At 37.6% G+C, this 18885-nt stretch carries 14 protein-coding genes; all 14 read left to right on the top strand.

Features of this window, described 5'->3' with window-relative positions; translation table 11 throughout:
- Positions 1-465 precede the first annotated feature (465 nt).
- The 14 genes from AC5YGI_RS21510 to AC5YGI_RS21445 all read left to right on the top strand — a co-directional run bounded on the left by AC5YGI_RS21510 (position 466) and on the right by AC5YGI_RS21445 (position 18881).
- Positions 466-1086: a hypothetical protein gene (locus AC5YGI_RS21510; RefSeq protein ID WP_330743515.1), complete on the top strand. Its 621-nt coding sequence runs from the start codon at positions 466-468 to the stop codon at positions 1084-1086.
- A gap of 11 nt (positions 1087-1097) precedes the next feature.
- The gene (locus AC5YGI_RS21505; RefSeq protein ID WP_137905186.1) at positions 1098-1745 is read left to right on the top strand and encodes a hypothetical protein; all 648 of its coding nucleotides are present in this window, start codon (positions 1098-1100) and stop codon (positions 1743-1745) included.
- Between the two features lie 7 nt (positions 1746-1752).
- Positions 1753-2421, top strand: a complete 669-nt coding sequence (locus tag AC5YGI_RS21500) for a hypothetical protein (RefSeq protein ID WP_330743512.1) — start codon at positions 1753-1755, stop codon at positions 2419-2421.
- A 270-nt stretch (positions 2422-2691) separates the two neighbouring features.
- Complete coding sequence (gene rplK / locus AC5YGI_RS21495) at positions 2692-3135, top strand: 50S ribosomal protein L11 (RefSeq protein WP_047435399.1); 444 nt, start codon at positions 2692-2694, stop codon at positions 3133-3135.
- Positions 3136-3146: 11 nt separating this feature from the next.
- The gene (gene rplA / locus AC5YGI_RS21490) at positions 3147-3839 is read left to right on the top strand and encodes a 50S ribosomal protein L1 (RefSeq protein WP_002976422.1); all 693 of its coding nucleotides are present in this window, start codon (positions 3147-3149) and stop codon (positions 3837-3839) included.
- A gap of 17 nt (positions 3840-3856) precedes the next feature.
- The gene (gene rplJ, locus AC5YGI_RS21485; RefSeq protein WP_110008215.1) at positions 3857-4444 is read left to right on the top strand and encodes a 50S ribosomal protein L10; all 588 of its coding nucleotides are present in this window, start codon (positions 3857-3859) and stop codon (positions 4442-4444) included.
- 46 nt (positions 4445-4490) lie between these two features.
- Entirely contained in the window at positions 4491-4859 is a 369-nt protein-coding gene (gene rplL / locus AC5YGI_RS21480) for a 50S ribosomal protein L7/L12 (RefSeq protein ID WP_062675820.1), read from the top strand.
- A 267-nt stretch (positions 4860-5126) separates the two neighbouring features.
- On the top strand, positions 5127-5540 hold the full coding sequence (locus AC5YGI_RS21475) for a hypothetical protein (protein ID WP_330743498.1): 414 nt from the start codon (positions 5127-5129) through the stop codon (positions 5538-5540).
- Between the two features lie 641 nt (positions 5541-6181).
- On the top strand, positions 6182-10003 hold the full coding sequence (gene rpoB, locus AC5YGI_RS21470) for a DNA-directed RNA polymerase subunit beta (protein WP_137905183.1): 3822 nt from the start codon (positions 6182-6184) through the stop codon (positions 10001-10003).
- A 122-nt stretch (positions 10004-10125) separates the two neighbouring features.
- Positions 10126-14391, top strand: coding sequence for a DNA-directed RNA polymerase subunit beta' (gene rpoC, locus AC5YGI_RS21465; protein WP_110008212.1), 4266 nt, complete (start codon positions 10126-10128; stop codon positions 14389-14391).
- Between the two features lie 87 nt (positions 14392-14478).
- On the top strand, positions 14479-14784 hold the full coding sequence (locus tag AC5YGI_RS21460) for a DUF3467 domain-containing protein (protein ID WP_002976436.1): 306 nt from the start codon (positions 14479-14481) through the stop codon (positions 14782-14784).
- A gap of 207 nt (positions 14785-14991) precedes the next feature.
- Positions 14992-17832 carry a T9SS type A sorting domain-containing protein gene (locus tag AC5YGI_RS21455; RefSeq protein ID WP_496169765.1) on the top strand — a complete coding sequence of 947 codons (2841 nt, stop codon included), beginning with the start codon at positions 14992-14994 and terminating at the stop codon, positions 17830-17832.
- A 3-nt stretch (positions 17833-17835) separates the two neighbouring features.
- Positions 17836-18306, top strand: a complete 471-nt coding sequence (locus AC5YGI_RS21450) for a hypothetical protein (RefSeq protein ID WP_496169763.1) — start codon at positions 17836-17838, stop codon at positions 18304-18306.
- 71 nt (positions 18307-18377) lie between these two features.
- Complete coding sequence (locus AC5YGI_RS21445) at positions 18378-18881, top strand: hypothetical protein (RefSeq protein WP_496169761.1); 504 nt, start codon at positions 18378-18380, stop codon at positions 18879-18881.
- Positions 18882-18885 lie beyond the last annotated feature (4 nt).

Here is an 18885-nt window from a genome sequence, read left to right as displayed (position 1 = left end):
TTGCTGATTCCATTTCAATATATTTTAACAATAGTCTCTGGCGATGCTTCTCGGTTATTTTTTCGGTAAATAATAGTGCCGTTCTATTAATTCATAATGAAATATTGAATTTGAATCTTCATTTTTTTTTTCACTCTGGCTAGAGTTTTTTTAAGTTTGCTGAAACTATTGTGCTGATATTCAAATTTCATAACTCTGCTGACTACTTCTATAAAGTAGTTTACTTTAATTGAATTATCACCATTACGTGACCCTTTTTGCTTTTTTATGGATCAAGTTCCTTTTAGTTCCTTAATTCACTTTCATATGGCATACTTCTTGCAACCAAGCTGTTAGCTAATCCACAAAATTTTATTCTTTTTATTTCATACACTGGTTACAGAGGTATGGGCATTCTATGTTTTAAATAAGAATAGAATTAAGATCAGTCACCCAAGAGCATAAGCTTTATAAACACATAACTCAATGACAAAAATTATTTCGATGATCACTCTGGTGGGCACATCAGTGCTCATGAGTGCGCAGGTTGGTATCAATACTGCGACACCAGAAAAAGAGCTTACCGTAAACGGTACAATGAAGACATCAGGAATTGTTTTTAAACAACCCCTGGAAAAACTGAAAGCGGATGAGAATTACACTTTCATTATCAAATCTCCGGCGCCGGACAACAAAATTACAGCGTACAATGATTCTTTTGTACCTAATTCACCGGCTCCTATTAACCTTGTTCAATTCAAAATTACCTGCGATCCTAATGACAAAGATTGGGTAAATCAATTTGACACCAAGATCAATTCCAGCAAATTTTTGGTGGTTATCTCTTCTTTTGGTTTTACACAGCCTACAAGAACTTATTCCGGAGACTGGCTTACCCCAGTGCCACAGATCTTTGCTTACTCTTCAGGAGGGACATGGAAGCTTAAGGCAGATTACCATGGATTTGCCCCTGATAATTCTTTACCTACAGGAGTCTGGACACTCAACTTACTGGTGTTTGATAGGTCGTACGCGAAAGATTTTAATTCAACACAAAACCTTAATGGGTCAGCTACTGGTGCGGCGACAGCTCCATTAATTCAATAAAAACATAAATTATGAAAAAAATTATTGCGATACTCTTTACGGGTTTTGCTGCTTTAAGCATAAATGCACAAGTAGGAATAAATACTAAAACACCCAAAGGAACTCTTGATGTTGAAGGGGAAACATTAGTAGAATCTTATTTAATAGATACTGAAAATACAAAGGCAAGCGGAAACTATCTTCTTCTTACCCGGTCAAAAGATACTTCACCGGTAGGTAAGGTGAAGCTGCTGGATATATCGCTCCGTAATGTAGCCCCTGTAAATATGTATAATGTTGTATTGAAAAATGTAAGACAGGATGAAGTTGTGAATCTCAATACAGGATTAGATGCAAGTAAATATGTGGTGGCCATTACAGGTGCTGTTTTTACAGGAGCGGTTTCAGCAGCGAACACAAGTACGACCCCAAAATCGTATGGTTCTTACTCAACTGAAATTACACAGGTGACCAGCGGCGGTAAACAGTACCATGCTATTAATTTAGCTTTTAAAGGAGCAGGAACTGTTTCTTCCATCAATGGAACCTGGACACTTACCTTAAATGTCTTTGAAAAATCCTTAGTGAAAGATTGGGGAACTTTTAACGGTTCTGTTTCAGCATCTGCTTCACCGGGATATTCGGGAGTATCAACCAATACGCCACTGGGCCTTCAATAAAAAAACTATGGAAAGAAAAATTTATATCACAATAATCCTATGTCTTGGGATGTTTTTAAACGCCCAGAAAGGAAAAGTAGGGATCAACACTGCTAATCCCTCAGAAACACTTGATGTTAATGGAAAAACACATACGAATTCCTTATATTTAAGAAATCCGGGAGAACCTACGATGACAGGAGGAAGCTTTTTAGCCACTTCGCAGAATGCCTTACAACTGTATGATCCGGCTTTGGAAAGCAGCGGGCTGTTCAATTATCTTAAACTTACCCTTACCGGTGTACCTGGAACAGGAATTACAGATTATGATACTAAAATTGATGCCAACAACTTTTTAGTTATCCTCCACAATTATTCCTTCAAGCTGAACGATGGAAATACCAGTGTAATGCTTGATTATGGTGACAACGGTGTGAATGATAACAAACAGGGATCGCCGGATGTAGTGGCTTTCAAAAGTAACGGAACATGGCACGTCAGAGCTAGATTTACAGATAGCAGAATGATCGCCACCAACACAACTACACCATCAAGAACCTATAATAACTTTACGGTTGATCTTTATCTGATGGCTTACAAAAGATTAATTGAAAAGCAAAATATAAACGATATCAATGATGATCTTGGTGGAAACGACGGTTCTACGAAAACAATTAATAAACCTTCAGGCTTTTAATCAGTCTTTTCTTTTAAAATATTTTAAAAACGGTTATTTAATGCAGATAACCGTTTTTGTTTTTGGGGCTATATTTTCAAAGATACATTAATGGGGCTTGATTTATTTTTTTTCTAAAACTTTTAAAAATCAGCAATTTCCGTTTGCTATTTCAAAAATATTTTATACTTTTGCAGTCCAAAAAGTAGGTTTATTGTTATGTGAGTGCATAACCTACTGAATAATAAATGCTTCCAAACTCATTAATTATTCAAATTTAAAAAACAAACAATGGCTAAGAAAGTCTTTAAAATGGTAAAGCTTCAGGTGAAAGGTGGCGCAGCTAACCCTTCTCCACCAGTAGGTCCAGCATTGGGTTCTGCAGGTGTGAACATCATGGAGTTTTGTAAGCAATTTAACGGAAGAACCCAAGATAAGCCAGGGCAAGTTTTACCTGTAGTAATTACAGTATACGAAGACAAATCTTTTGAATTCGTTATTAAAACTCCACCTGCAGCAATCCAGCTAATGGATGCAGCTAAGATCAAGGGAGGTTCTGGTGAACCAAACAGAAACAAAGTAGGTTCTGTAACTTGGGAACAGGTAAAGAAAATCGCTGAAGATAAAATGGCGGATCTTAACTGTTTTACAATGGACTCTGCTCTTTCTATGGTTGCAGGTACTGCCAGATCTATGGGATTAAGAGTAACAGGAACTAAACCAACTAACGCTTAAAACTTAAAGAAATGGCAAAATTAACTAAAAAGCAAAAGGAAGCTTTAAGCAAAGTAGAAAAAGGAAGAATCTATAACCTTGAAGAAGGTTCAGCTCTTGTAAAAGAAGTGAACACTACAAAGTTTGATGCTTCTGTAGATATCGCTGTAAGATTAGGAGTAGACCCTAGAAAAGCAAACCAAATGGTAAGAGGTGTTGTATCTCTTCCTCACGGTACTGGTAAAGATGTTAAAGTATTAGCTCTTGTAACTCCAGATAAAGAAGCAGAAGCTAAAGCTGCTGGTGCTGACTATGTAGGTCTTGACGAATATTTACAAAAAATCAAAGAAGGTTGGACAGATGTTGACGTTATCGTTACAATGCCAGCTGTAATGGGTAAATTAGGTCCATTAGGTAGAGTATTAGGTCCAAGAGGTTTAATGCCAAACCCTAAATCAGGAACTGTAACAATGGAAATTGGTAAAGCAGTAACTGAAGTAAAAGCAGGTAAAATTGATTTCAAAGTAGACAAGTATGGTATTATCCATGCTGGTATTGGTAAAGTATCTTTCGATGCTGCCAAGATCAAAGAAAATGCTCAGGAATTAATCCAGACATTGATCAAAATGAAACCAACTGCTGCTAAAGGAACTTATGTGAAGAGTATCTATTTATCTTCTACAATGAGCCCAGGTATTGCAATTGATACTAAATCTGTTAACTAATAATAATCCTTAAGACAATGACAAAAGACCAAAAAGTTGTAGCAATACAAGAGATCAAAGATTTGCTTCAGGATGCAAAAGTAGTATACGTAGCAGATTTAGAAGGTTTGAACGCTGGTAAATCTTCAGATTTCAGAAGACAGGCTTTCAAACAAAATATCAAAGTGAAAGTAGTAAAAAATACACTTTTACAAAAAGCAATGGAGCAGATTGAAGGAGTTGATTACTCTGAAATGTTCCCATCTTTCAAAGGAAACTCAGCGTTAATGATTGCTGAAACAGCAAACGCTCCTGCGAAATTGATCCAAGGATTCAGAAAGAAAGAAGAAAAGCCAGCTTTAAAGTCTGCTTTTGTTCAAGAAACTTTCTACGTTGGTGACAACAACCTGGACATGTTGGCTAACATCAAGTCTAGAGAAGAAATGATCGGTGAAATCATTGGATTACTTCAGTCTCCAATCCAGAGAGTTGTTTCTGCTCTTCAAAACAAACCTGAAACTGTAGAAGCTAAAGCTGAAGAAGCTGCTCCTGCGGTAGAAGAAACTCCTGCTGAAGCTCCTGAAGCTGCTGCAGAAAGCACTGACGAAACGCCAGCTGCTGAATAATTACACTCAAAAAATTAAATAAATAATCAACAAAAACATTACAACAATGTCAGATTTAAAAAATTTAGCTGAAACGCTAGTAAACCTAACTGTAAAAGACGTAAACGAATTAGCTGCTATCCTTAAGGATGAGTACGGAATTGAGCCAGCTGCTGCTGCTGTAGTTGTTGCTGCAGGTGGTGCAGGTGATGCTGCTGAAGAAAAGACTGAATTCGATGTAATTCTTAAGTCTGCAGGTGCTTCTAAATTAGCTATCGTTAAATTAGTAAAAGATTTAACTGGTGCTGGTCTTAAAGAAGCTAAAGATATCGTAGACGGAGCTCCTGCTGCAATTAAGCAAGGTGTTTCTAAAGACGAAGCTGAAGCTCTTAAGAAGCAATTAGAAGAAGCTGGTGCTGAAGTAGAATTGAAATAATTTCAATTGTATATAAATAAAGAAGCCCGGGCAAATGCCCGGGCTTTTTTGTATGTAAGCTTTTGTAAATGTGTCTTTTAATTTTTAATAGTAATATAATATTGTTATTACTAATACTGATATAGTTTTTTATGATTACATATTTTGTGGTGATGTGTGATTTTTTTTACGTTCATTATTGTGTTTAATTATTTTATGTGAATTTTTATCAGTTAATTGTTGTTTTAATTGAAAAAATATTATATTTGTATTGAAAAAACACAATAATTGGATAGAAATAACTTTCTTTTCTTTGGTCATAAGATTACGCTTCTGAAGATTTTGACGGCTATAGGAAAACTAAACACGAAGATAATATCTGTAATAATGGCAAAGCTTGAGTTGTCATATGGTACAGTTATTACCAATCATTTGTGGTTTTGCTTTACTGATGTTTCCGTTGATCTGTATACTAAAGGTCATCATTGGACAGGTTTGTATAACGGTTCTGCCGGTCAAAAAGAAAGCTATTTGTTATGTAATAAAAGTTTCCGGGATAATTTTCCTTTTTTTAAAACAACAATTCTGAAATATACTTCCTCAGAAGTAGTAAATCGACTGCCCAATAGAATGGATGGCATTATTCGTAATCCTGTAACATCTTACAAGCGTAAGTGTCCTTACGGTGTCGTTTATGAATGAGATGAAAATGTATTGGAATTGTCCTTTCAAAAAGCATTTATATGAAAACATCAAATAGCATTAGAAATGAAAAATAAAATATTAACCATCGTTCTACTAATAACCTGTAAGTTTCCGGGAAATCGCTCAGGTAGGTATTTGTATTTGTTCAGTCACGGAAACCTCAAAAATAAAATCTTATAAGGTTATTGTGAAATAATCATAGGATTAGCTTGTGTTGTGGAGGGGGTGCTCATATTTGGGCAGCCTCTCTCGTTTTTAAGAGTCTCAAAATGAGATGATTTATTTGTTTTTGTGGATAACTTTTTGTATCTTTGCCCTTCTTTTGGCGCGAAAAATTGTATGTAAATTTATAAAATACTGAAAATCAACTCTTTCACTGTGTAAACGTGGAAGGGATTTCGTGTATATAAATACTGCGGTAATACAGCCTCAAAAGTAATAAAAATATTTTGCATTACGCTGTGAAAAGATATACCAGTGTTGCAGTTAGAAAGAACCAGGTAGGAAGTTTAAAAGAATCTAAGGTCCTTTGTGAGCGCCAAAAACACTTTTACCTTTTACTTTTATCTTGTTTCTTTGTTCTTTTCTGATATTTTTTAATGAATCAAAATATTTTTTAACCCTTTCTTAAAAGTTTTATGAGTAAAACAAAATCAACAACTCAAGGAAATCCGAGAATTAATTTCTCATCAGCGAAAGGAAAAATCATCACTCCGGACTTTTTGGATATCCAAATTGAATCTTTCAGAGAATTTTTCCAGCTTGATACACTTCCTGAAGCCAGAAAGACAGAAGCTCTTTACAAGACTTTCCAAGAGAATTTCCCAATTACGGATTCAAGAAACCAATTCGTATTAGAATTCTTAGACTATCTGGTAGATTCTCCACGTTATTCAATCGATGAGTGTGTGGAAAGAGGACTTACTTATTCAGTTCCTCTAAAAGCTAGACTTAAACTGTATTGTACTGACCCGGAACATGAAGATTTCCAGACTGTGGTTCAGGACGTATACTTAGGTCCGGTTCCTTATATGACGCCAAGTGGTTCTTTTATCATCAATGGTGCTGAAAGAGTTATCGTTACGCAGCTTCACCGTTCACCTGGTGTATTCTTCGGACAAACTTACCACGCAAACGGAACCAAACTTTACTATTCAAGAATTATCCCTTTCAAAGGATCTTGGATGGAATTTACAACGGATATCAACAGCGTAATGTACGCGTATATCGACCGTAAGAAAAAATTACCATTAACAACTTTATTAAGAGCGATCGGTTATGAATCTGATAAGGATATCCTTCAGATCTTCGACCTTGCTGAAGAAGTGAAAGTTTCTAAAGCGGCCCTTAAAAAAGTAGAAGGGAGAACATTGGCTGCGAGAGTATTGAACACCTGGTTCGAAGATTTCGTAGACGAAGATACAGGTGAGGTAGTTTCTATTGAAAGAAACGAAATCATCCTGGATAGAGAAACTATTCTTGAAAAAGAACACTTAGATCTTATTCTTGATGCGGGTGTGAAATCAATTCTTATTCACAAAGAAAACAGCAACGAATTCTCTATCATCCAGAATACATTACAAAAAGACCCTACTAACTCTGAAAAAGAAGCGGTAGAGTATATTTATCGTCAGTTAAGAAACGCAGATCCGCCAGATGAGGAAACGGCAAGAGGAATTATTGAAAAATTATTCTTCTCTGAGCAGAGATATTCATTAGGTGAAGTTGGACGTTACAGATTGAACAAAAAGCTAGGTCTTAACATTCCAACTACAACTGAGGTTCTTACAAAAGAAGATATCATTGCTATTGTAAGACACTTAATCGAGCTTGTCAACTCTAAAGCAGAGGTTGATGATATTGACCACTTATCAAACAGAAGAATTAAAACTGTTGGTGAGCAATTAGCTGGACAGTTCGGGGTAGGTCTTTCAAGAATTGCAAGAACAATCAAGGAAAGAATGAACGTTAGAGATAACGAAATCTTTACTCCGCTTGACCTTGTAAATGCGAAGACATTAACATCAGTAATCAACTCGTTCTTTGGTACCAACCAGCTTTCTCAGTTTATGGACCAAACCAACCCTCTATCAGAGATCACTCACAAGAGAAGATTATCTGCACTAGGGCCTGGTGGTTTATCAAGAGAAAGAGCAGGTTTCGAGGTTCGAGACGTTCACCATACTCACTACGGAAGAATTTGTCCGATTGAAACTCCGGAAGGACCAAACATCGGTTTGATTTCATCTTTAGGTATTTATGCTAAAATCAACAGATTAGGTTTCATCGAAACTCCATATAGAAAAGTAGAAGGCGGTAAGATTGAGCTTAACGCAGATCCTATCTACTTAAATGCGGAAGATGAAGAATCTAAAGTAATTGCTCAGGCAAACGTTGAATTGAGCGACAACGGTGAATTTGAAACAGACAGAATCATTGCAAGATTGGATGGTGACTATCCGGTAGTAGAACCTAGCCAGGTAGACCTTATCGACGTAGCACCAAACCAGATTTCCGGTATTTCCGCTTCATTAATTCCATTCCTGGAGCATGATGATGCGAACCGTGCATTGATGGGATCCAACATGATGCGTCAGGCCGTTCCTCTATTGAAGCCACAGGCTCCAATCGTTGGTACAGGGCTTGAGCAGCAGGTTGCAAGAGATTCAAGAATCTTAATTAACGCTGAAGGTACAGGTACAGTACAGTACGTAGATGCTGACAGAATCGTTATTAAATATGAAAGAAGCGAAGACGAAGATTTAGTACAATTCGAGTCTGCTACTAAAACATACAACCTTACTAAGTTCAGAAAAACGAACCAGAGTACAACCATTACCCTAAGACCAAACGTAAGAGTAGGTGATGTAGTGGAAAAAGGACAGGTACTTTGCGACGGGTATGCTACTGAAAAAGGAGAATTGGCTCTTGGTAGAAACTTAGTGGTAGCGTTCATGCCTTGGAAAGGGTACAACTTCGAGGATGCAATCGTAATCAACGAAAAAGTTGTACGTGAAGACTGGTTTACTTCAATCCACGTTGATGAATATTCTCTTGAAGTTCGTGATACTAAATTAGGTATGGAAGAGCTTACAGCAGATATTCCAAACGTATCTGAAGAAGCTACGAAAGATCTTGACGAGAACGGTATGATCAGAATCGGTGCTGAAGTGAAGCCTGGAGATATCATGATTGGTAAAATTACTCCAAAAGGTGAATCTGACCCGACTCCTGAAGAAAAACTTCTTAGAGCAATCTTCGGTGATAAAGCTGGTGATGTGAAGGATGCTTCATTGAAAGCTGACTCATCATTAAGAGGTGTTGTTATCAACAAGAAATTGTTCTCAAGAAACATCAAAGACAAAAAGAAAAGAACTGAAGAAAAACTTAAACTTGAAGAAATTGAAAACACTTACAAGGCTAAGTTTGACGAGTTGAGAAATACATTAATTGAAAAATTAAATACACTGGTAAGCGGTAAAACTTCTCAGGGGGTACAAAACGACCTTGACGAAGAAATCATCGGTAAAGGTGTGAAATTCACTCACAAGTTATTAACTTCAGTTGAAGATTATGTAAACGTTAGCGGTTCAGACTGGACAGTAGACGCTGACAAGAATGAATTGATCAAACAATTGATTCACAATTACAAAATCAAATATAACGACATTCAAGGAGTTAAAAACCGTGAGAAATTTGCTATTTCAATCGGAGATGAACTTCCTGCAGGTATCATGAAGCTGGCTAAAGTTTACATCGCTAAGAAACGTAAACTGAATGTAGGAGATAAAATGGCAGGACGTCACGGTAACAAAGGTATCGTTTCAAGAATCGTTCGTGAAGAAGATATGCCATTCCTGGAAGACGGAACACCGGTAGATATCGTATTGAATCCACTTGGGGTACCTTCCCGTATGAACATCGGTCAGATTTATGAAACAGTTCTTGGATGGGCTGGTCAGAAGCTGGGTATGAAGTTCGCTACACCAATCTTCGATGGAGCAACTCTTGATCAGATTACTGAATATACAGACAAAGCAGGTCTTCCTAAATTCGGTCACACTTACCTTTATGATGGTGGTACCGGAGAAAGATTTACTCAGGCTGCGACTGTAGGGGTTATTTACATGCTGAAATTAGGACACATGGTTGATGACAAAATGCACGCACGTTCTATCGGTCCTTACTCATTGATTACTCAGCAGCCATTAGGAGGTAAAGCTCAGTTCGGAGGTCAGAGATTCGGAGAGATGGAGGTTTGGGCACTTGAAGCATTCGGTGCATCTAACATCCTGAGAGAGATCCTTACTGTGAAGTCGGATGACGTGATTGGTAGAGCAAAAACTTATGAAGCAATTGCAAAAGGTGAATCTATGCCTGAACCAGGTATTCCGGAATCATTCAACGTATTACTTCACGAGTTACAAGGTCTTGGATTAGACGTAAGATTGGAGGAGTAAGATATCAGATGTCAGACACAGGATGTCAGACTACGACACTCTAAGAATTTTATAATCCTTGAATTTGGAATGATGATTTCGTCTGAAATCTGAAATCTGAAATCTAAAATCTAAAAAAAATTATGTCAAATAAAAATAAATCAAGTAGATTTAATAAAATAACCATCGGTTTAGCTTCACCGGAGTCTATTTTACAAGACTCAAGAGGGGAGGTTTTAAAACCGGAAACTATTAACTACAGAACTCACAAGCCTGAAAGAGACGGGCTATTTTGTGAGAAAATCTTTGGTCCTGTAAAGGATTACGAATGTGCTTGTGGTAAATACAAGAGAATTCGTTACAAAGGGATCGTTTGTGACCGTTGTGGAGTAGAAGTTACTGAGAAAAAAGTAAGAAGAGAGAGAATCGGGCACATCAACCTTGTAGTTCCAATTGCACACATCTGGTATTTCCGTTCATTACCAAACAAAATCGGATACCTTTTAGGAATTCCTTCTAAGAAATTAGATATGATCATCTACTACGAAAGATATGTGGTGATCCAGCAGGGTATTGCTAAAAAATTAGACGGTTCTGATTTTGAAAATATGGAATTCCTTACAGAAGAAGAGTACCTTGATATCATGGAAACTCTTCCTGTAGAAAACCAGTATCTTGATGATTCTGATCCAAACAAATTCATCGCCAGAATGGGGGCTGAAGCTGTGGAAGATCTTTTAAAAAGAATCGATCTTGATGCATTGTCTTTCGACTTGAGACACAAAGCTCACAACGAAGGTTCAAAACAAAGAAGAACTGAAGCTCTTAAGAGATTGAACGTTGTAGAAGCATTAAGAGGTGCTAATACAAGAATGATCAACAGACCAGAGTGGATGATCATGCGTGTACTTCCTGTTATCCCGCCAGAACTAAGACCATTGGTTCCATTAGATGGAGGACGTTTCGCAACTTCTGACCTGAATGACCTTTACAGAAGAGTTATCATCAGAAATAACCGTTTGAAGAGATTATTGGAGATCAAAGCTCCTGAAGTAATCCTGAGAAACGAGAAGCGTATGCTTCAGGAATCTGTAGATTCATTATTCGATAACACAAGAAAATCTTCTGCAGTAAAATCGGAATCAAACAGACCATTGAAATCACTTTCTGATTCATTGAAAGGTAAGCAAGGTCGTTTCCGTCAGAACTTACTAGGGAAAAGGGTTGACTATTCTGCGCGTTCGGTAATTGTTGTAGGTCCAAACTTACAGCTTCACGAATGTGGTATTCCTAAAGATATGGCAGCTGAACTTTACAAACCGTTCATCATCAGAAAACTGATTGAAAGAGGAATTGTAAAAACAGTAAAATCTGCAAAGAGAATTATCGACAGAAAAGAACCGGTAGTTTATGATATCCTTGAAAACGTGATGAAAGGTCACCCTGTTCTATTGAACAGAGCACCTACGCTTCACAGACTGGGTATTCAGGCTTTCCAACCTAAGATGATCGAAGGTAAGGCAATCCAGCTACACCCGTTAGTAACTACGGCCTTCAACGCCGATTTCGATGGTGACCAGATGGCGGTACACTTGCCACTAGGACCAGAAGCGATCCTTGAAGCTCAGTTATTGATGTTAGGTTCTCAGAACATCCTGAACCCTGCAAACGGTTCTCCAATTACAGTACCATCTCAGGACATGGTTCTTGGTCTTTATTTCATGACTAAAGAATTAAGCTCTACAGAGACGATGAAAGTAAAAGGAGAAGGTCTTGCATTCTATTCTCCTGAAGAAGCAGAAATTGCTTATGCTGAAGGAAGAGTATCTTTAAATGCTAAAGTAAGATGTAGACTACCTATCAAAGAAGATGGAGAAATCGTTACAAGATTGATCGAAACTTCTGTAGGTAGAATCCTGTTCAACCAGATTGTACCTAAGCAGGTAGGATATATCAATGAACTTCTGACTAAGAAATCATTGAGAAACGTTATCGGTAAGATCCTTGCTGATACGGATTTCCCTACAACTGTTAAGTTCCTTGATGCAATGAAAGACCTAGGGTATTCAAACGCATTCAAAGGAGGTCTTTCTTTCTCACTAGGGGATATTGTAGTTCCTGTTGAGAAAAAGCAGATGATTGCACAATCAATTGAAACTGTAGACGAAATTAGAGCTAACTATAACATGGGTCTAATTACCGATACAGAACGTTATAACCAGGTAATCGACGTTTGGACAAATACCAACGCAGGATTAACTGAAATGATCATGAGCAGAATGAAAACTGACCAAGGTGGTTTCAACTCTGTATACATGATGCTTGACTCTGGAGCGAGGGGTTCTAAAGAACAGATCCGTCAGTTATCAGGGATGAGAGGTTTGATGGCAAAACCGCAGAAAGCCGGTTCTACCGGAGCGGAGATCATCGAAAACCCGATCCTTGCCAACTTTAAGGAAGGTCTTTCGATTCTAGAGTACTTTATCTCTACCCACGGTGCTCGTAAGGGTCTTGCGGATACCGCTCTTAAGACAGCTGATGCCGGTTACTTAACGAGAAGATTGGTAGACGTTGCACAGGACGTTATCGTTACAGAAGACGACTGTGGAACTCTAAGAGGTACAGAAGTTACTGCACTTAAGAAAAATGACGAGATCGTTGAAAGAATCTCTGAAAGAATCTTAGGTAGAGTATCTCTTCATAATATTTACGATCCTGAAACTGACGAGCTTATCGCAAGTGCAGATCAGGTGATCATTGAATCTTTGGCAAAGAGAATCGAAGAAGCTGGATTAGAAGCAGTGGAGGTTCGTTCACCATTAACTTGTGAAGCTAAGAAAGGTATCTGTGCGAAATGTTACGGTAGAAACCTGGCAACAGGTAAAGTGATTCACATGGGTGAAGCGGTAGGTGTAATTGCAGCACAATCCATTGGGGAACCAGGTACTCAGCTTACGTTGAGAACCTTCCACCAGGGGGGTACTGCAGGTAACGTATCAGAAAACCCATCTATCGTTGCAAGAAGAGATGGTATCGTAGAAATGGATGAAGTAAGAACTATTACTTCAGAAGATGAAAACGGTAATACAGCTGAGGTTGTGGTTTCCCGTTCAACAGAATTCAGATTAGTTGCTGATAATGAGTCCAGAACTCCATTAATGGTAGCTAATGTACCTTACGGATCTATATTATCTGTAAAACCAGGTGATAAAGTGAAGAAAGGAGATACAATCTGTCGTTGGGATCCATATAACGCGGTTATCATTGCTGAAACTTCAGGTAAGGTAGAATACGAGGATATCATCCAGGGTATTTCATTCCAGCTTGAAATTGACGAACAAACAGGATTTGAAGAGAAAGTAATCTCTGAATCCAGAAATAAGAAAGCCGTACCTACCCTTAAGGTGGTAGACTCTAAAGGAGTTGAGCAAAAAGCTTACAACTTACCGGTAGGAGCCCACTTAATGGTTAACGATGGTGAAAAAATTAAGGCTGGTAAAGTCTTAATCAAGATCCCAAGAAAATCTGCAAAAGCAGGGGATATCACCGGAGGTCTTCCGAGAGTTACCGAATTATTCGAAGCAAGAAACCCATCAAACCCAGCGGTTGTTACTGAAATCGACGGGGTAGTTTCTTACGGAAAAATCAAGAGAGGTAACCGTGAACTTATTGTTGAGGCTAAAACTGGAGAAAGAAAAATTTACTTGGTAAAACTTTCCAACCAGATTCTTGTTCAGGAGAATGACTTCGTAAGAGCAGGTTCTCCACTTTCTGACGGTTCTATCACACCGGAAGATATCTTAAGAATTAAAGGTCCAACTGCCGTTCAGGAATACTTAGTAAACGAAATTCAGGAAGTTTACCGTCTACAGGGGGTAAAAATCGACGACAAGCACTTCGAAATTATCGTAAGACAGATGATGACGAAAGTATCTATCGTAGATGGAGGTGATACTCAATTCCTTGAAGGAGCTCTTGAACATAAGTATGACTTCCTTGAAGAAAACAACAGAGTATTCGGTCTTAAAGTAGTAGTAGATGCTGGTGATTCTAAAGAATTCAAGCCAGGTCAGATGATTACTGCAAGAGAATTAAGAGACGAGAACTCTAAGTTGAAGCGTGAAGATTTAGCATTGGTAGAAGTAAGAGAAGCTCTTCCTGCTACGGCAACTCCGGTACTGCAAGGTATTACAAGAGCTGCCCTTCAGACTAAATCATTCATGTCTGCAGCATCATTCCAGGAAACAACTAAAGTTCTTAACGAAGCAGCGGTTGCTGGTAAGATAGACGATCTTAACGGTCTTAAAGAAAATGTAATTGTAGGTCACAGAATCCCTGCAGGTACAGGTCTCAAAGAATATCAGAACGTTATTGTTGGTTCTAAGAAAGAATTCGAAGACCTTAACTAAAATTAATGATTTGAAATTTGGGATTTGAAATTATTTTTATATTTTCACAATCTCAAATTTCGAATTTTAAAAACATAATTTATAACAATGGACAACAATCAAAATCCACAAGACGGAAACATCAACATCGAATTAAACGAAATGGTAGCGGCTGGTATCTATGCTAACCTTGCATTGGTAAACCACTCTCCATCTGAATTTGTAGTAGACTTTATTCAGTTGATGCCAGGTGTTCAGCAGGCTAAAGTAAGATCAAGAGTAATTCTTGCTCCACTTCACGCTAAAAGAGTATTAAACGCTCTTCAACAGAACATCGCTAACTACGAGCAGCAGTTCGGAGAAATCAAAGAAGTTGAGCCTTTCGTATTAGGAGGAAACAACGTTCAAGCGTAAGATTTCTTTTGTAATCATATAATTGCCCCGGATTTATCCGGGGCTTTTTGTTTTTTAATTAAAAAAATAAGCATTTTAATTAAAAAATAAAAAACGCCCAAATAGGTATTTGACATGTTTATGGTAGTTTTTTATTTATATTCATAATGTATTTTTGTTTTTATTGAATATTTAATATTTATTTTTAATATATTTGAAAAAAAACAAATGAAACTGAAAATCTATCCTATCGTAGCGGTATTATTCTGCACTTTTACTAATGCACAGCAAAATACGCTTAATAATAATCAAAAACATTTACAGAAATTGTATGCCCAGTACGGCAAGAACCTTAAACAGCTGCATAAAACTGCCAGGGCTGCTGGAATACCTCCTAATGAATATTATGAGGAAGATTACAAAAGAACAATGGATCCGGTTACCGGAAGGACCTATTTTGAGAAACTGGTAAAAATAAATCATGATATATTGTCAGGTAAATATCGTTCTGAAAAGCCTATGTCATTTATTTCCAGTAATCATCATTCTTCCACCGGAAAAATTATTAATGAACCCTGGATTGAAAGAGGACCTTATGATGTAGGAGGACGAACAAGGGCTATTATGTATGACCCTAATGATACTACCGGCAAAAGAGTCTTTGCGGGCGGAATTTCCGGTGGACTTTGGGTTAATCAGGATCCTTCTGTAAGTACAAATGAATGGCAGCCACTCAGTACATTCTGGGCCAATACTTCGGTTTCAAGCATTACTTACGATCCAAACAATCCGAAGGTATTTTATGTTGGTACAGGGGAATGTGAAACGGGTGATGCTAAAGGATCCGGAATCTGGAAATCGACGGATGGAGGTGCTACCTGGACACAGATATTTACCATACCGGTAACCTATTCGAATGGAATAGTAAATGGAAACTTTTATATTAATGATATTAAAGTTAGAAATAATAATGGAATTTCGGAGGTATATGCAGGGGTAAGCGGAACTTATGTAGGGACCCCTACTTTTGTTGCGGGATGGAATGGAATATATCAGGCTGGGTTATATAAATCAACTGATGGAGGGGTTACATTTAACAAAAATACTAATTTACTGGCCTTAGATACAACAACAAATGCAGCCGGTACAACCGGATATTCTATACAACAGATAGAAATAGGAGCAGATAATGCTGTATGGGTTTCTACAAGAACTTCAAGGCTTTCCAATGTAGACTCAGGAGGAAGAATTTTTAAATCTGCAGACGGAAATACTTTTAATCAGGTATACAATGTAGGAAATGCAGGAGCAAGAGTTAATTTTTGCCTTTCCAAAACAAATGCTAATAAAGTGTATGCTTTTATGCAGGGAAGCTCTACTACTACAGAACCAATCAGAATTGCACGTTCTGTTGACGGAGGAGTAACATGGCAGGCTACCAATGATGCAGCACCTGTTTTGACATTACCTGCGCCTACAGATACAGCTATTCCTGCTAATGATTTCACCCGGAGACAATCTTTTTATGATCTTGTGATTGCAGCAGATCCTCAGGATGACAATACAGTGTATATCGGAGGTGTTGATCTGTATAAATCTACGAACGGAGGAGGTACATGGAGTCAGATTTCAAAATGGTCCAATAATAACAATATGGCCACTTTGCAGGTTTCTACAGTTCATGCGGACCAGCATGCAATCATATTCAATCCTTATAATAATTACGCAACCGGGCAAATGCTTTTTGGAAATGATGGAGGAATCTATTATGCTGCCAATAAAACCAATATTGGGACTGTAGATGGCTTTGTTGCAAGAAATACCAGGTATAATGTAACACAGTTCTACACAGCAATGCTTAATCCGACAAAAACTCCGGTAGATGAAGAATTATTGGCTGGGGCTCAGGATAATGGTTCATGGTGGCTTTATGGTGCGCCACAATCCAATAACTTTCTTTCCAAGTTTGCTGGTACAGGGGGAGATGGTATGTACACAGAGTACGATGATCTGGACACATATGAAATTTCGAGCTATACTTATAACAATCATTATTTATTGACTAACAATGTATCTAGTCTTATCGCCGGTACCAATGCAAATTTAGGACATTTCGCCAATGAAATAGCTTTGGATAGAAAAAATGATACCTTCTATTCTTACCGTTCCGGGCTTACGCTTTTCAGCACAAGCGGACTTTCCGGTACTGCTACATCATTCACTAATAATGTGGTTACTGTAGGAACAGCACAGTCCGGGGAGCAGATATCTTGGATGAAAGTATCTCCTTATACAACTGCTTCCACCACACTTTTTGTAGGAACCAATCTGGGGAGAATCTTTAAAATAGCAAATGCAAATACCACAGCATACACAGCAACTCTGTTAACATCACCAATAGCAGGAACTATTTCTGATATCGAGTTTGGAGCAAATGAAAATGAGATGATGGTGACACTTTTCAATTATAACCTCACCAGCGTTTTCTATTCTACAGATGGAGGGACAACCTGGCAGAACAAAGAAGGAAACCTTCCTGATATGCCGGTAAGAACTATACTCAGAAATCCAGACAATCCCAATGAAGTATTAGTAGGAACAGAAATGGGAGTTTGGGGAACTACTAATTTCCTGGATCTAACTCCTGAATGGTCTTCAGTAACTGGAAATATAGGGAATGTGAGAATTACTAATCTGGATTACAGACCTGCTACTAAAACAGTATTGGTTTCTACTTACGGAAGAGGAGCCTGGACAACGCAGAATACGCTGACTCAATTGTCAACCACAGAGACCCAATTTAAAAAGAATATGAATATTATATATCCGAATCCTTCAAAAGGGGTTTCCCATTTGAGATTTGATACAGCTAAATACAACAGCGTGGATATAAGCATTGTGGATGCATCAGGCAGGCTGGTGTATAGTAAGAAAAATGTAAAATCTGATGAAGAGTTCGGACAAAAAATGTTATCTGGAAATTATATACTGAAAGCCGAACATAAAGGTGAAGTTGTATATAGTGGTAACTTCCTGGTATTGGGACCTAAAGGAGGAGATAATGACTAAAAAATGAATAATCAATTATATTTAACTGTGTTTTGGATGCTGACTTCCTGCGGGATGCCGGTATCCTCTTTATATCAGGATGAAGTAATATCAGTCATCTCTGCTGAGAAAACAGAATGGGCAGGAGGAAGATCAGGAGTAAAGGGAATCATGTATACCGTTAAAGTAAAGAAAAATAATAACAGTATAGTTACGATAAAAACGCTGAGGGCAGAAGGAAATTCTATTTCATTTAGTCAAGATAATATTGGAAATACAATTATGGTAAGAGGCAATCTTCAGTATAAAAATGAAGATGAAACCAAAATGGCTGATCAGGTGCCGGCAGGAAAACCTGATGAAAATCCTGTTTCCCTAAAAATAAATCCAAAAGACAATTGGATAGAATACAATGTACAAGGTTCACAGACGCTGCACAGAATAAACATTTCAAAATTTACTGCAGTTAATTTTTCCGGTGAGCCTGCTCCTTAATACCTGATTCTTTGTACAAAAAACTATTTTCTATTGTATTGTGCCTTTCTGTTATCATATTTTTCAATAATATGATATATTCCGGTATTACTTTTCTGAAAAAAGAGTTGTATAAGAAGACACAATATAATATTACCAGGAGTAAATTCAAGGATTCGGAAACCGTGTGCTTTTCAGAAGCAGATATTGCAAATGTGGAGTGGAAAGAAAAGAAGGAGTTTATTCTTAACGGATATTCTTATGATATTATCCAAATACGGATTATTAATGGTGAAAAAAAATTCTTCTGTTATAGGGATAAAAAAGATATGATCATCAATTCCCTGGTAGATCTCTCAAAAAAGCTGGCTGTACAAAATATAGATTTACACAAGCATATCGACTTCCCTCTGCATCATAAAAGTGGATGTAAAACCTCTCTTTTTTTTGCGGTTATTTCTCATAAAGAAGATGATGTTTCTGATAATTCAGATTTCAGAATACTCCCGGACTATAATTTTCCATCAGCAAATACATCCTATATATCCATTATTCCTCCTCCTCCTGAAATGTGTAGCCCATCAAAACAGATATGAATCG

The sequence above is a fragment of the Chryseobacterium sp. CS3K3.1 genome (assembly GCF_059515165.1).
Note: the sequence above shows the minus strand (reverse complement) of the source record. Positions and strands in the feature narration are given on the sequence as shown.

What these genes read in the sequence shown, in the direction of transcription:
- rplK (WP_047435399.1), top strand. Translation starts at nt 2,692, where the DNA reads ATGGCTAAGAAAGTCTTTAAAATGGTAAAGCTTCAGGTGAAAGGTGGC.
- AC5YGI_RS21450 (WP_496169763.1), top strand. Translation starts at nt 17,836, where the DNA reads ATGAATAATCAATTATATTTAACTGTGTTTTGGATGCTGACTTCCTGC.
- AC5YGI_RS21500 (WP_330743512.1), top strand. Translation starts at nt 1,753, where the DNA reads ATGGAAAGAAAAATTTATATCACAATAATCCTATGTCTTGGGATGTTT.
- rpoC (WP_110008212.1), top strand. Translation starts at nt 10,126, where the DNA reads ATGTCAAATAAAAATAAATCAAGTAGATTTAATAAAATAACCATCGGT.
- rplJ (WP_110008215.1), top strand. Translation starts at nt 3,857, where the DNA reads ATGACAAAAGACCAAAAAGTTGTAGCAATACAAGAGATCAAAGATTTG.
- AC5YGI_RS21510 (WP_330743515.1), top strand. Translation starts at nt 466, where the DNA reads ATGACAAAAATTATTTCGATGATCACTCTGGTGGGCACATCAGTGCTC.
- rplA (WP_002976422.1), top strand. Translation starts at nt 3,147, where the DNA reads ATGGCAAAATTAACTAAAAAGCAAAAGGAAGCTTTAAGCAAAGTAGAA.
- AC5YGI_RS21445 (WP_496169761.1), top strand. Translation starts at nt 18,378, where the DNA reads ATGATATATTCCGGTATTACTTTTCTGAAAAAAGAGTTGTATAAGAAG.
- AC5YGI_RS21455 (WP_496169765.1), top strand. Translation starts at nt 14,992, where the DNA reads ATGAAACTGAAAATCTATCCTATCGTAGCGGTATTATTCTGCACTTTT.
- AC5YGI_RS21460 (WP_002976436.1), top strand. Translation starts at nt 14,479, where the DNA reads ATGGACAACAATCAAAATCCACAAGACGGAAACATCAACATCGAATTA.
- AC5YGI_RS21505 (WP_137905186.1), top strand. Translation starts at nt 1,098, where the DNA reads ATGAAAAAAATTATTGCGATACTCTTTACGGGTTTTGCTGCTTTAAGC.
- rpoB (WP_137905183.1), top strand. Translation starts at nt 6,182, where the DNA reads ATGAGTAAAACAAAATCAACAACTCAAGGAAATCCGAGAATTAATTTC.
- rplL (WP_062675820.1), top strand. Translation starts at nt 4,491, where the DNA reads ATGTCAGATTTAAAAAATTTAGCTGAAACGCTAGTAAACCTAACTGTA.